General features: G+C 49.8%; 14 protein-coding genes. 12 read left to right on the forward strand and 2 right to left on the reverse strand.

The window, feature by feature from the left end; translation table 11 throughout:
* Positions 1-48 precede the first annotated feature (48 nt).
* The 9 genes from QZ516_RS03800 to ybaK all read left to right on the forward strand — a co-directional run bounded on the left by QZ516_RS03800 (position 49) and on the right by ybaK (position 7278).
* Complete coding sequence (locus tag QZ516_RS03800; protein WP_297187283.1) at positions 49-906, forward strand: nucleotide-binding protein; 858 nt, start codon at positions 49-51, stop codon at positions 904-906.
* 495 nt (positions 907-1401) lie between these two features.
* Complete coding sequence (locus QZ516_RS03805; RefSeq protein WP_297186449.1) at positions 1402-2301, forward strand: FRG domain-containing protein; 900 nt, start codon at positions 1402-1404, stop codon at positions 2299-2301.
* Between the two features lie 74 nt (positions 2302-2375).
* Positions 2376-2723: a VOC family protein gene (locus QZ516_RS03810; RefSeq protein ID WP_297186452.1), complete on the forward strand. Its 348-nt coding sequence runs from the start codon at positions 2376-2378 to the stop codon at positions 2721-2723.
* A 45-nt stretch (positions 2724-2768) separates the two neighbouring features.
* Positions 2769-3014, forward strand: coding sequence for an FMN-binding negative transcriptional regulator (locus QZ516_RS03815; RefSeq protein WP_297187285.1), 246 nt, complete (start codon positions 2769-2771; stop codon positions 3012-3014).
* 286 nt (positions 3015-3300) lie between these two features.
* The gene (gene gntA, locus QZ516_RS03820; protein WP_297186455.1) at positions 3301-4017 is read left to right on the forward strand and encodes a guanitoxin biosynthesis heme-dependent pre-guanitoxin N-hydroxylase GntA; all 717 of its coding nucleotides are present in this window, start codon (positions 3301-3303) and stop codon (positions 4015-4017) included.
* A complete protein-coding gene (locus tag QZ516_RS03825; RefSeq protein WP_297186457.1) occupies positions 4014-4619 on the forward strand; it encodes an urea carboxylase-associated family protein in 606 nt (201 codons plus the stop codon). Before gntA ends, QZ516_RS03825 begins: the two co-directional genes overlap by 4 nt.
* Before the next feature lie 439 nt (positions 4620-5058).
* On the forward strand, positions 5059-5637 hold the full coding sequence (locus QZ516_RS03830) for a LemA family protein (RefSeq protein ID WP_297186460.1): 579 nt from the start codon (positions 5059-5061) through the stop codon (positions 5635-5637).
* Between the two features lie 2 nt (positions 5638-5639).
* The gene (locus tag QZ516_RS03835; RefSeq protein WP_297186463.1) at positions 5640-6677 is read left to right on the forward strand and encodes a M48 family metalloprotease; all 1038 of its coding nucleotides are present in this window, start codon (positions 5640-5642) and stop codon (positions 6675-6677) included.
* Between the two features lie 133 nt (positions 6678-6810).
* Positions 6811-7278 carry a Cys-tRNA(Pro) deacylase gene (ybaK, locus tag QZ516_RS03840; protein WP_297186466.1) on the forward strand — a complete coding sequence of 156 codons (468 nt, stop codon included), beginning with the start codon at positions 6811-6813 and terminating at the stop codon, positions 7276-7278.
* 132 nt (positions 7279-7410) lie between these two features.
* Here ybaK and QZ516_RS03845 read toward each other — a convergent pair whose 3' ends face one another.
* Positions 7411-8733 (reverse strand): ankyrin repeat domain-containing protein, encoded by a 1323-nt coding sequence (locus QZ516_RS03845; RefSeq protein WP_297186469.1) that lies wholly within the window; start codon positions 8731-8733, stop codon positions 7411-7413.
* A gap of 394 nt (positions 8734-9127) precedes the next feature.
* Here QZ516_RS03845 and QZ516_RS03850 point away from each other — a divergent pair, with 394 nt between their 5' ends.
* Complete coding sequence (locus tag QZ516_RS03850; protein ID WP_297186472.1) at positions 9128-10252, forward strand: GGDEF domain-containing protein; 1125 nt, start codon at positions 9128-9130, stop codon at positions 10250-10252.
* A gap of 94 nt (positions 10253-10346) precedes the next feature.
* Here QZ516_RS03850 and QZ516_RS03855 read toward each other — a convergent pair whose 3' ends face one another.
* Positions 10347-11615 carry a diguanylate cyclase gene (locus QZ516_RS03855; RefSeq protein ID WP_297186475.1) on the reverse strand — a complete coding sequence of 423 codons (1269 nt, stop codon included), beginning with the start codon at positions 11613-11615 and terminating at the stop codon, positions 10347-10349.
* 185 nt (positions 11616-11800) lie between these two features.
* Here QZ516_RS03855 and QZ516_RS03860 point away from each other — a divergent pair, with 185 nt between their 5' ends.
* Together QZ516_RS03860 and QZ516_RS03865 are read left to right on the forward strand one after the other, a co-directional pair.
* Entirely contained in the window at positions 11801-12598 is a 798-nt protein-coding gene (locus QZ516_RS03860; RefSeq protein ID WP_297186478.1) for a class III extradiol ring-cleavage dioxygenase, read from the forward strand.
* A 116-nt stretch (positions 12599-12714) separates the two neighbouring features.
* Positions 12715-13167, forward strand: coding sequence for a DMT family transporter (locus QZ516_RS03865; protein WP_297186479.1), 453 nt, complete (start codon positions 12715-12717; stop codon positions 13165-13167).
* The last annotated feature ends 81 nt before the right edge of the window (positions 13168-13248 follow it).

Below are 13248 nucleotides of genomic sequence, written 5' to 3' on the forward strand. Positions count from 1 at the left end.
AGGATTGCGGCAGTAGCCGCATAGTTAGAGTGTCTACTTTTTGTGGGTATGACCACCTCACAACGCATCGGAGAAAAAGTGTTTTATCACGTAAGAATTAAGCCAAAATCAGATAAAAGATATGGCGAGAATAAGACTGACCTTACTCGGGAGCAATTGATAGCTCGATATGTTGAGCCCTATGAGCAGGGAAAGGCAATATTGATAAATGGCAAAACTGTTGAGCCTGATGATATAGAGAGAATTAGAATTTCTCGAAGTGAAAGAACAATAGAATCCTACATCCCAGCTATCAGAGCAGAAGAAATGAATTCGTCTGTGGCATTTATTGGCGGCCCTTCCTATACGCACACAGCGGTAAGCCAAGCAGACGATGTTACTGATGAGTTCATTGAAGGTCCTCCTGGCTATAAGAAAGATTTAGTATCCAAGACTGATAGATTAACTAAAAAGCCACTAGATAAAAGCAAAGTATTTATTGTTCATGGTCATGATGAAGCTGCACAGTCAAAGACCGCAAGGTTTGTCGAGAAACTAGGATTAGAGGCCATTATTCTTCACGAGAAAGCCAGTTCTGGAAGAACTATCATTGAGAAAATCGAGCATTACTCAGATGTGGGCTTTGCCATCGTTTTATATACACCTGATGACCTTGGTAATGCTAAAGGAAAAGCGGAAGAGTTGAATGGTAGAGCCCGTCAAAATGTTGTATTCGAGCATGGCTACCTTATAGGAAAACTCGGTAGAGAAAATGTGACGGCACTAGTTGAGGCGCCAGTTGAATTGCCTAACGATATTAGCGGTGTTGTCTACATCAACATAGATGAAGCATCAGCTTGGCACCTTCAACTTGCAAAAGAAATGAAACAGTCAGGCTACGAAATTGATATGAATGACCTTATATAAAAGGCTAACAAAGCCAGACAGAGGGACCAAAAAACCGCCGCTTAGCTCTAGTTTTTCGTCCCCTGCTGGCGGCGTTAATGGGCCTTAGCTGGTGAGCAACGACGACAAACATGTAGAGTGCTGCCAACACGGACAACAGCAAGCGACGTACGTTTGCCAGCACATCATCCAGACCTTGCGCGATGGCAAGCCTAGGGGATTCTTTTCGTCAGAGGAGAGCCCAGAAAACCCCAGACCCGACTCTTGGTGCGGCGAATGCGAGGATCTGGTAAATCGAATTGGGGAATGGAACGATGAATCTGAGTCATTTGCGGGTGTTTCACTTTTATGCGGCGCATGCTATGACCGAGCTAAGGAACTGAACGCCAAGTCTGAGAAAAAGTGGTGGCAGTTGTGGTAAACGGTCCATTAACAAGTCAAGGCAGCAAGGGCGCTTCGCGCCGGGACGCGCTAACGCGCGCCCCTGCTTGAAGCGTTAGATTCTTATGAGGGTTCATGGCGATTACCTATAAGCAAGCTAAAAAACCGCACCAAGAACCTGAAGGTGCCATTCGCGTTGGTAGTGTCCGGACATTTCTGGATGCTATCGAGAAGCTCAATTCTGAGCGTGAATTTTTCATTTTTTTTCGAGGCCACTCAAATTTCAGTTATGAACTTCTGCCAACCATATATCGGAACGAAGGTTGGATAAAAAACGAGGATATTCTACATAAAGAACTGATACTGCGCTGCCCCTCTGATTTTGATCAGCATGCATCAACCTTCCAAACATTAGTGAAGATGCAGCACTATTCGCTCCCGACGAGGCTCCTCGATATCACGATGAATCCCTTGGCAGCGTTGTACTTCGCATGTTCAAAAGGAGAAATACCGAACGAGGCAGGTGAAGTTGTTGTATTTAAAGTTCCAAAGAGAGAAGTTAAATATTACGACAGTGACACCGTATCGGTCATTGCTAACATTAGTCGACGACCCGCCACCTTTGAAGTACCAGTTGAGGACTTATCGAAGGAAGAATTCAATAAGCAATCGGAAATTGGCTATTTACTTCACGAAATAAAGAAGGAAAAGCCTTATTTTCAATCAGTAATAGTTTCTGAGCACCTAGAGTCAACCGTATGTGTCAAGCCAATGATGGACAACTCGCGGATAATCAAACAGGACGGAGCTTTCTTCCTCTTTGGGGTGAATCGAAGCAAACTTAGACCCTCCCGAATCCCTAGTCGTTATGCCGTAACTACTGAGTCGCGCAGAATATTGATCAAGCACGATGAAAAAGACAAAATTTTGGGACAACTCGCTTCGTTGGGAATTACTGAAGCCAGTTTATTCCCAGAGATAGATAGCGTTGCAAAACACCTTAGGCATCAATATAAAGTGGCGAATAAAATCTAACAAATCACGGCACGCGGACGGCCATAAAATGGCCGCCAGTGCGCTCAGGCGTTATTAAGACTACGAGGTGAACTGTGACATCTGAAAAGATCAACTATATCGAATTGCCGGCGAGTAACCTCGAAGGCACAAAGAGGTTCTTCTCGGATGCTTTCGGGTGGCAGTTCGTAGATTATGGCCCTGACTATGCTGCGATCCAGAATGCCGGCCTTGATGGGGGCTTTTACCGATCACCTCTAGTGGCTGAGGTTGGGAAGGGTAGCGCTCTTGTTGTTCTTTACAGTTCCGATCTGGAGGCATCTCTTAATAAAGTGGAGCAAGCCGGGGGTAAAATCGTGAAATCAATTTTTAGCTTCCCCGGTGGTCGCAGGTTTCATTTTAGCGACCCAAGTGGCAATGAGTATGCCGTCTGGTCAGAGTGATAAAGGATTTGATCAGGTCGCCCTATAACAAGCGAATAAGTAGCAATAGGCAGGGACAACTCCTGGTCGCTGGATGATGCGCCAGCGGATTACACTGAACAGTTGATGCAGGGCATTGTTGGCGTAGAGATCACGATTGTATCCCTGACCGGTCAACTGAAAGCGAGCCAAAACCAACCGGAGCGAAACAGGGTGAGTGTCAAAGCCGGTCTTGAGGGTGGAGAGGGCGGGCAGGCTCGTGTCATGGCCTTCTCTCTTTCTCTCTTTCTTTTGTGGGGACGGGTTTTTTAGCTACGCAGCTCAAAACTACCGGTAAAGCCCGGTCAGTTGGGCCGGAAGTAAGTCTATAAAGCTATGTTTATGTTAATAATTTTTATGACCGCCACCAGCACTTGCCTGCTAATAAAGATTTAAGGGTGACATGGGCTAGGTTGGGGAGCGTACATACTTTGTTCGCAATGAACGCTAGTATTTTTCCGCAAGGTTTTTTTAGACCTTAGCACCGTCTAAGGTACTGTCATCATTCCGGCCATTAGTGCCTTTCTCGGTTCCAGATTTGCGAATTAAAGAGAAACTGATGGTACGTAACGAGGCTTCTCAAGCCACTGAAATTAAACACAAGTCCGTCACGCCAATAGGCGAGAGATTTCTAGCGTTTCTCGGTGACAATGCCTACCCTTGTGTGGGGGCCAAATCAGCGTTGGCCCATGGCTCGATCGAGACGCATGAGTTCGGAGCAATGGGGGAGTTCAACAATGACGAACCGATTGCCGATGGGCTCGCTCAATTTGTTGAGATGATCGAGGCAAGTGATTGCGAAAAAAACATAGTGCATTCCTATGCGGCAATATTCCACGGACCGTTCGATATGGATGAGCACCGTTTCGAGTCATTGATGTGGTCGCAATTGTGGCGAATCCACAAACTTGATGTTTTGGCAGGCAATTTACCCGCCGACGATGTCAGTAGTGATACGGATAGTCCACGATTCAGTCTGAGCATGTCGGGACATCCATTCTTCCTGATCGGGCTCCACCCGTATGCGTCGCGACTCGCCAGGCGTTTCACGCACCCAGTGCTGGTGTTCAATTCTCACCGGCAGTTCGAAAGTCTCAAAGGGGATGGCCGCTATGAGAAGATGCAGGCGGCTACGCGTTCACGCGACATCGAGTTGCAAGGGTCCATCAATCCCAATCTGGCGGATTTCGGAGAATTGAGTGAGGCCAGGCAGTACAGTGGCCGCGAAGTAGAGGTCGACTGGCGTTGTCCATTTGATTTCGAGGAGAAACAGTGAAGGCAGATGTAGCGACGGTGAGAATTCCTCCCTGCTCAGCGAAGACGGTCGAGCTCGGTGTGGGCGATGAGCTGGTGATTATTGACCCCGAAGGTCAGCAAGTGAGCGATCTGGTGGCGTTTGGGCATCCGGATCTTGAGGAGTATCTGTCTTCAGGTCGTTCTCTGGACTACGCCTCACGCCTGTGGCTTACAACTGGCGATATCCTGTACTCCAATCGTAGCCGACCCATGTTCACTATCCTGGAGGATACCTGCGGCCGACACGACTTTACGTTGACACCCTGTTCGCAAGATACCTTCCGGATCATATACGGGGAGAATGAAGGACGCCCGGGTTGTGAGGGCAATCTGGTGGCAGCACTGGCGTCTTACGACATCGGTGTCGATCAGATTCCCATCGCATTTAACGTTTTCATGCATGTTGCGGTAGATGCGACAACCGGCGAATTCAGCGTTCTACCGCCGCTTAGCAAGGCGGGGGATTACGTTCGTCTGCGGGCCGAGATGCCGCTGGTGGTGGCGATGACCGCATGCTCCGCCGGGCAATCGAACAACTTTTGCTTTAAACCAATTGATTTCCAGGTGCTGAGGTCGCAATAGCCGCACTGGAAAAGCAGGCAATTTTCCAAGCGAGATTGATTGCCGTGGCAGAAAGCCAAGCCAATTCAGATAATCTATGGCAATGGGGGCTTATCGATGACTAAAAGAGAAAAATGCCCTCATCGACTTCCCGGCGGGCTAAAGATTCTCAAGTCCACATTGACCGTATTCGTACCATGCTGAAGTCCGCCGACAATGATTCAAGCGTTTCACAGTGAAAGCAGCCATCGCCGGCAATGCTGGATGTGGGGTTACCCGCGCGTATACTGGTTTACAAATATCCCGGGTTCTTTAGTGGAGTTCTTGTGGATTTCAGTGTTTCTTTCCTGTTCCAGGTTCAAACACATGATGACTCAACAAGATACAATGAAAAAATATTTCTTGGGATCAATCGATGAATGCCAGGTTATTACTTGTTTAAATAGAAAGGAGTAGGGATATGGAGTGGGTATTACTCGCAATTCTGGGCGTGCTGATTTTATATGTAATCCTGGAATACAATAAGTTGGTTCGGCTGCGCAATGTCTTTCAAAATGCATTCAAACAGATAGACGTCACGCTGAAACAACGACATGACATGATTCCGCAACTGGTCAACACCGTAAAAGGCTATGCCAAGCACGAACAGGCCACGTTGACTGGCGTTATCGATGCCCGGAATCAAGCTGAAAAATTACGCGGTCAAAGCGACTCGGGCGACGCAGGATCAATGCTGGCACTGGGGCAGGCCGAAGGTTTACTCGGTAAAGCGATGGGCGGGATTTTTGCCTTGTCAGAAGCCTATCCCGATCTTAAGGCCGATGGCGCTTTTCGTGATTTGATGGAGCAATTGACCACTATTGAAAACAAGGTGACCGCATCACGTCGTGGCTACAACAATACCGTGCTTGAATACAATAATGTGCTGGAAACCTTCCCGACCAATATCCTGGCGAACATGTTTACCTTTAAACGTGCATCAGAGCTGGATTTTGATGATCGTGAAGCGATTCAAAATGCCCCTGAAGTTGAGTTCTAGGCATGGCTGAAATGAGTATGTATCAGCATGGCGCGAATGCCCGTAAGCAAAGCCTGCTGATTACCTCCTTGTTCATTTTTTCAGTATTGCTGATCGCCGTGCTGATTGCCTCATTGGCCTCAGTGCGTTTAACCCCGGAAACAGCAAATCAGGCCAACCAGATCGTTGTCGACTGGCGGCTGTTTGTTTATGTCGCTTTGGCTGTGGCCGGCGTGATTGTTTTAACATCACTCTGGAAAATGGTCAGTATGGGCGGGGATGGTGCCAAAGTAGCCCGTTCTTTGGGCGCTACCGATGTCAGTGATGAGACTGGCGACCCGCTTATTACCCGGTACAAAAACATTGTTGAAGAAGTGGCCCTCGGTGCCAGCATGCAAGCACCCCGCATCTTTGTGCTCGAAAACGAACCGGGGATCAATGCTTTTGCCGCCGGCAGCTCACCGGACAAGGCGGCTATTGCCGTTACGCGCGGTGCTTTAAAGCTGTTAAACCGCGGTGAACTGGCGGCTGTTGTCGCCCATGAGTTTGCACATATTCGCAACCTGGATATGCGTTTGAATGTACGGGTTATCGGCCTGATTCATGGCTTAATGGTCCTCTATGTTGTGGGTCGCATCCTGATGCATTCCGGCGGTGGAGGAAGAAAAGGCGGGGCGCAAATAGCGTTAATAGGCATTGCCATTATCCTGTTAGGGTTGTTGGGGGCCTTTATGGGCAAAATTATGCAGGCAGCCATTTCACGACAACGTGAATATTTGGCTGATGCGGATTCCGCGCGCTATACCGGTGACCCCGACTCCCTGGCCGGGGCCCTGAAAAAAATCGGCGGACTCCAGCGAAGTGGTATGAAAGAAGCCGTCCACGATGAACTGGAAGAGGCCAGGCATATGATGTTTGCCGAGCTCTCTGTCAAAATGTCCGGCCTGATGTCGACACATCCGCCGTTGGTCAAGCGTATACAAGCCCTGGATCCCAGCTTTGATCCTGACAACAATGGCTGGCCTTCAATGGAAAACGCCGAGAAGCCAAAAGGGGCGTAGTCAATTGAAAGCGTATGAAAATACGTGGCAATAAGTGGGCTCAGGTACAACTTTCTTCAAATTTCCCCAGGTTGATATCCTCAATATGATTTCCTGACCAGTTTCTAATGTCGAATGTTAGCAAGAGGCGGTAATGACCCCCGGAATTAACGTTGCCAGGAAGCATAAAATTGCGCATAGGGTGCATGAGTATTCCCATGACTCATCAAATAGGTCCTACGGCCACGAAGCTGTCGAAAAACTGGGAGTTCCCGAAGCGAGGGTGTTCAAAACACTGGTTGTGAGTCTTGATGGTAAGGAACTGGCCGTGTCGGTCATCCCCGTCTCATCTATGTTGAGTCTGAAACTCATCGCCAAGGCCTTCGGAGCAAAGAAGGCTACTATGGCCGCTAAATCTGATGTGGAACGTTCTACAGGCTATGTTCTGGGTGGTGTAAGCCCGCTCGGTCAAAAAAACCGGCTTAGAACAATAATCGATATTTCCGCCAGTCATCATTCCTCGGTGTTTGTCAGTGCTGGTCGCAGAGGGTTAGAGATAGAATTAAATCCGGATGACTTAAAAAATCTGGTAAATGGGGTATTTGCTGGGGTTTGCCAGTAAATTCACCCTGACAATAACAGGTGCGTAAAGTAAGCGGGGACAGGTACAAACTTCTCCCGAGTTGATATCTCCAGCATGATTTCCTTGCAGTATCGGGCATTTCTATTCATTGAAGCTTAGATATATTACAAGCTAGAAAAGAGGACTAAATAGTCCCTTTGAAATACGACAGCGCCCCGATGCCTTATTCTTTTCAACTTCACTCATGTTTTTCTTTGCCAGCTCCAAAGCGTCAGAAAAATGCTCTAAAGAGAATTTAACGGACTTTGCCAAAAACTCACCACTCATATTCGCAATGACACGTATCTCACCGATGTGCCCTTTTGACATCAACTCAATCACAGCGCTATCCATTTTTGGCGTTGCGTATGACACTGACCCGTTCTCTTTCACGCTTTTTGTCCAACGCCCCTCATAAACCTGTTTGCCATCAACAAAAATTTGATGTTTGTCTGTCTCATTTCGCACAGCTGCTCCCTCGTTAAAATCAAAGGCATAGTGCTCATTCGATGTATTTAAAAATCTCAGGTTCGATTTTTCATCTTTCGCGTTCATGGCTTTCAAATCAGCCTCAAGAGAAAAGTAATTTTCCATCCAGAAAACCCCCCAATCGTGAAAGTCTGTTCGATCAGAACAGCTCGGCAGGCTCTTCTCCAGAAAGGCGATGACATCATTATGATTATTGGCGTGCGCGGCCACCAATGGGGCCTGTACCGTATCATTCACGATCACGCCAACATGCGGGTCTGCGCCGGCTTCAAGCAAAGCCACAACCGCATCTAAATGCCCTTTCTCTGCAGCAACATATAATGGCGTTGCCCCAGAAATTGTACGGTTGTTGATGTTGGCTTTCGCCTTCAATAACATTTGAATGTTCTCGACATTACCGCGCTCCGCCGCGATGTATAAGGGCGATGTATTCTTTTTAATATCTCTTATATTCGGATTTGCGTCCGCTTTAATAAGCTGCCTTACAATGTCGTTCGCATTCATTACGTTAGCAATAAATAATGGCGTCAAACCACGCTGACTGGCCAGGTTTACATCAGCCTTCGCGCCAATTAATGCGTCAACAATCTCCAGGTTTTTCTTTTGCGCCGCCATAAATAGGGCGCTTTCACCGGTCTTTGGTCTTAACGCATCTGGCTTTGCACCGGCTGACAAGAGAATGCGGACCCCTGTCGTCGAATCCGCCAGGACAGCCATAAAAAGTGCTGTTGCGCCATATTTATTCTTAACATTGACATCAGCACCCTGCTTGATAGGTGCTACAAGGAGTATTTCATCACCCTTTTTAAAACTTTCGGAGAGTGTTTTAAGGCTGGTGGTCGCTTGCTCATTATAGGCAACCTGCGAAATTTGCGAATCTGAAACAGAATGATCAATCGTTACACCGGCAAAAGCCCCCTGCGAAACCACACAAATAATCGCAGCGCATAAAATATTAGCCTTCATATGAATATCCCTTTGTTTTTATTAAATATCCCTTGGCCTTCAATGCAGTGAAAAGAACACTTACCCGCCGGATTGCTTTGCAATATAACGATAGGAGTTCTGTCAGTACATCGATGCTAACATCAATGCTGCGAATAAGTAGAATAAACCGAGTCGTGGCATCTTCTCCCCGTCTGTTACCCCTCCGGGTCAGAATTGGCGTATATGCGAATATGCCAGGAGCCCACTGGTGGCGGATATTTGGATCCATTTTGCCTGTCGCCAGTTATACCAGCTCTTGAGGCCTCCTTTACCTTGGTGAACCATGTAATCGTCTTTTGACATAGGGGTATATCCCCTATTGAATAAGCCGCAAATAAAATAAGTCAATAAATGGGATTAAAGGCAAGGGCTGATGATGAGCAAAGACGGTGTGACAGCTTTCACCTGGGACAAACACTTCGTCACCGGTATTGCGGAAGTCGACGAACAACACCACGGTCTGGTCGACCTTATCAATGATTTCAGCGATCGCGTTGTCGCCGGGGATGCTTCCGTAGAGGAAACTGCCGCCATCCTCTCCCGGCTGCGTCAGTATGCCCGCTACCATTTCCGTGAGGAAGAGCAGTTGATGGTGACAGCGGGTATTGATGAGCGGGCATTGTCTGCCCACCAGCAAGCTCACCGACGGTTTTGTGAGGAAATCGAGCACATTGACAGCAGGCTGCCGGTTCTCGGTGAGAGGGAGATCGGGCAGGTTCTCGACTACATGGTGCATTGGCTCGGCTACCATATCCTCGGCATCGACCAATCCATGGCCCGGCAGCTGCGTGCCATCAAGTCCGGGACTTCGCCTGTCGCCGCCTACGAAGAGGAGTTGGCCTTCGATGCGGGGCCGGTACAGCCACTTCTCCACGCCATCGTGGGCCTGCTCCAGATCGTCGAGGAAAAAAATCGGGAGCTTGTGGCCACTAATGCCGCTCTGGAGACTCGCGTAGCCGAGCGTACTCTGGAGCTGCGTCAGCTCAACGATGCCATGCATCAACTCGCCATGCATGACCCGCTTACGGGACTCCCCAACCGCCGCCAGGCCACGGACTTTCTCGACGCCCACTGGCCGGAAAGGAAAACCCGGCCCGTCAGCTGCCTGATGATCGACGCCGACCACTTCAAAGAGATCAACGATAACTTTGGGCACGAGGAGGGGGACCGGGTGTTGGAGGGGCTGGCGACGGAGATCCGTCAGGGCTTTCGAACCGATGACCTGGTCTGTCGCATCGGCGGAGATGAGTTCCTGGTTATATGCCCACAGACGCCCCTCGCCAAGGCGCTGGAGCTCGCGGACCGGCTACTGGCTCACATCAATGGCTTGTCGCTGCCGGTTCAGGGTGGAGCCTGGCAGGGCAGTTTGAGTATCGGCGTGGCCTGCGCTACAGAGGCCATGACCCACACTTCCGAGCTCTTGCGCATGGCTGATGAGGGACTGTACGCGGCTAAAACGGCGGGGCGCAACAGGGTGTGCAGCGTTCAGACAATCTAGCTGCTAACATTTTTGGGCAGTCCGGAAACTCATTTACTATCAACAGGAGGGGGCCGGTCCAACTGTCTTTCCCCGTTTTCTTCCCCAATTCCCACTAAACCTCGACCCGGTTTCTGCCAAGCTCTTTTGCCCGATAGAGTGCTTCATCGACCCGTTGGGCTAATGATTTGGCATTCTCATGGGGGGCAAGTTCTACCACCCCGAAACTGGCCGTGACGCTGCCGAGCTTGTCGACGGGATGGGCGGTGATGGTCTGTCGTAACTTCTCGGCGACGTCCCTTGCTGTGTCCAGCCCGGTCTGCGGCAGTAATACCATAAACTCCTCGCCACCCCAGCGCCCATGGATGTCAATGCCGCGGATGTTGTCATTGACCAGGCTGGTAACCGTTTTCAATGCCGCGTCACCGGTATTGTGGCCAAAGCGATCGTTGACCTGCTTGAAGTGATCGAGGTCGTACATGAGCAGTGCAAGCGGGGTCTGGTAGCGGTTGGCACGTTCTATCTCGTGTTCCAGCAGGCGGTCGAACTCCTGCCGGTTATTAATGCCGGTGAGACCGTCCGTAATGGCCATAATGCGCACCTGCTCTTCGGCATGGATGCGTTGGGTGATATCCAGAAGTATTCCAGTCCAGATAATGGAGCCGTCCGGTTCCTTCTCTGGTGTGGCACGGGACTCGATCCAGCGAATAGAGCCATCGATATGTCGGATGCGAAACTCTGCATGAAAGTGCGACAGAGTCCTTGCGGATTCCTCGGTTTTGCGCTCGATTTCGGGTGTATCCTCCGGAAGAACGCGGGAGGCGATATGGTCTACGTCGGTACCGGACAATTCCTTCTGCTCCAGACCACCCAGTTCGGCGAAACCCTCACTGAAATAGGGGAAGCTGCGTGTACCATCCGGCGCCAAACGGTATTGGTAGAGTGCACCGGGCACCTGGGCGGCGATGCGTTCAAGCAGTTCCTTGCTCTGCCGGAGCCGCTCCTCAAAGGACTTGCGTACCGTGGTGTCCCTGACAATGCAGAAAACCAGGTTCTCGCCATTATAGAGCGCGCCATTGGTGCTGACCTCCGCATCGGTAATCGTGCCGTCCTTGCGGCGGTGCCGGGTGTCAAAATGTGCGCTTGAATTGTCGGCGGACAGAAGCATTTTCCGCAGTTCCTGCTCGCTGAACCGGATATCCCAGTCCCACACGTGAAGGCTGCCCACTTCTTCGAGTGTATAGCCGAGCATGTCGGCATAACGCTGGTTGGCCCGGTACACACTGCCATCTCGTCTGAGTACCACCATGGCGTCTCCGGATTGTTCGAACAGGACGGTCCAGAGTATAGTTTCTGTGGTTGCGTGGTCTGTCAGTGGTTTCAAGCTCAGGCCCTGGTTGTCCAAAATCAAAACCTGCAGAGTTCCAGGCTGTTTTGTTATTCGAGCAGGATACCTAGCAAAAGTACAGGAACAAAGCGCTTACGCCTGTTTGTGGACCTGCGGTCATCCACCAGACGTCCTTGCCCGGGAACTGCCTGGTCTCGCGTCAGCATGTTGAGGAGAACTTGATGAGGCAGCTGCCAAAATCCCTATTTATCTCGCATGGCGGAGGGCCCTTGCCGTTATTGGGAGATCCGGGGCATAGTGAGATGGTGTCCTGTCTGCAGGGTATTGCTGCGGCCATTCCTAAGCCCGATGCGCTTGTGGTCGTCAGTGCCCACTGGGAAGAAACAACGCCAACGATTACAGCAGGGCGCTCTCCCGCCTTGATATATGACTACTACGGATTCCCACCTGAATCTTACGATATCAGGTATCCATGCGTTGGTGAGCCTTCTCTGGCGATAGACATTCAGCGCATGCTTGGCGATTGCGGGATAGCAGCGCAACTAGACGAGAACAGGGGCTTCGATCACGGCGTTTTCGTGCCTCTCAAAATCATGTATCCGGAAGCCGATATTCCCTGTGTTCAGTTGTCTTTGGTGAGCACTTTGGATGCTTCGTTTCACATCGATATTGGAGCTGCGCTGCAGGGGCTGAAGCGGCAGAACGTATTGGTTATTGGCTCCGGTTTTTCATTTCATAACCTGAAGGACTTTTTCGCGCCCGAGAGTACTAAATCCCGACAACTCAATCACTCATTTGAACAGTGGCTGCTGAATGTCTGTACCGATGATCAATACCTGGAGAAGGAGAGGCGAGATCTGTTGGTGGGTTGGGAAGAGGCACCCGGTGCTCGATTTTGCCACCCGAGAGAAGAGCATCTTCTGCCACTTCATGTGTGTTATGGCCGGTCTCAAACCCGCTGCACTGAACAATTTGAACTCACTATCATGAACAGGAAATCGAGCATGTATCTGTGGTGATCCACCTTTTTACAAGGGCATCACTCGCAGCCAATTTTCCGTTGCACTGCAAATTTGCCGCAGGGCGGACTATTAGGCATATTACGGCCCGAATTGACTATTAAAGGAAATCGCGAGTGACGAGCAACCATACTTTCTATTTATATGCCGCAGTGATGCTGCTGGCTGGCCTGGGTATACCTGTCATGGCAGCATTGAATGGCGGCCTCGGCACAAAATTACAAAACCCGGCCCTGGCGACAACCATTCTTTTTGTGGTTGGTGGCCTGCTATCCATTGTTTATCTGGTTGTTTCCGGCAGCCTGCCAAAGTCCGTACCGGGCCATATCCCGGTCTATTACTATTTCGGTGGCACATTCGTCATTTTTTATATATTAACCATCACTTGGGTTGCGCCAAAATTTGGTGTGGGCAATGCCGTTTCGTTCGTCTTGCTGGGGCAGATTGTTTCGATGGCAGTCATTGATCATTTCAGGCTTTTCGGTGCGCCGTACAACCCGGTAAATCTGGTCCGGTTTGCCGGGTTGGTTTTGATGGCAATTGGCGTTTTTCTTGCGGTTCGGCGTTAGCCCGGCAAGCAATAAGTGATATCAGAGATAAGAGGGGTCGGGTTAAAACTATTCCGTTTCCACTTGTGGCCAAGCGGGTTC

This window comes from uncultured Porticoccus sp. (genome assembly GCF_913061305.1).
Taxonomy (GTDB): Bacteria; Pseudomonadota; Gammaproteobacteria; order Pseudomonadales; family Porticoccaceae; genus Porticoccus.

What these genes read in the sequence shown, in the direction of transcription:
- QZ516_RS03800 (WP_297187283.1), top strand. Translation starts at nt 49, where the DNA reads ATGACCACCTCACAACGCATCGGAGAAAAAGTGTTTTATCACGTAAGA.
- QZ516_RS03805 (WP_297186449.1), top strand. Translation starts at nt 1,402, where the DNA reads ATGGCGATTACCTATAAGCAAGCTAAAAAACCGCACCAAGAACCTGAA.
- gntA (WP_297186455.1), top strand. Translation starts at nt 3,301, where the DNA reads ATGGTACGTAACGAGGCTTCTCAAGCCACTGAAATTAAACACAAGTCC.
- QZ516_RS03830 (WP_297186460.1), top strand. Translation starts at nt 5,059, where the DNA reads ATGGAGTGGGTATTACTCGCAATTCTGGGCGTGCTGATTTTATATGTA.
- QZ516_RS03835 (WP_297186463.1), top strand. Translation starts at nt 5,640, where the DNA reads ATGGCTGAAATGAGTATGTATCAGCATGGCGCGAATGCCCGTAAGCAA.
- ybaK (WP_297186466.1), top strand. Translation starts at nt 6,811, where the DNA reads ATGACCCCCGGAATTAACGTTGCCAGGAAGCATAAAATTGCGCATAGG.
- QZ516_RS03845 (WP_297186469.1), bottom strand. Translation starts at nt 8,733, where the DNA reads ATGAAGGCTAATATTTTATGCGCTGCGATTATTTGTGTGGTTTCGCAG.
- QZ516_RS03850 (WP_297186472.1), top strand. Translation starts at nt 9,128, where the DNA reads ATGATGAGCAAAGACGGTGTGACAGCTTTCACCTGGGACAAACACTTC.
- QZ516_RS03860 (WP_297186478.1), top strand. Translation starts at nt 11,801, where the DNA reads ATGAGGCAGCTGCCAAAATCCCTATTTATCTCGCATGGCGGAGGGCCC.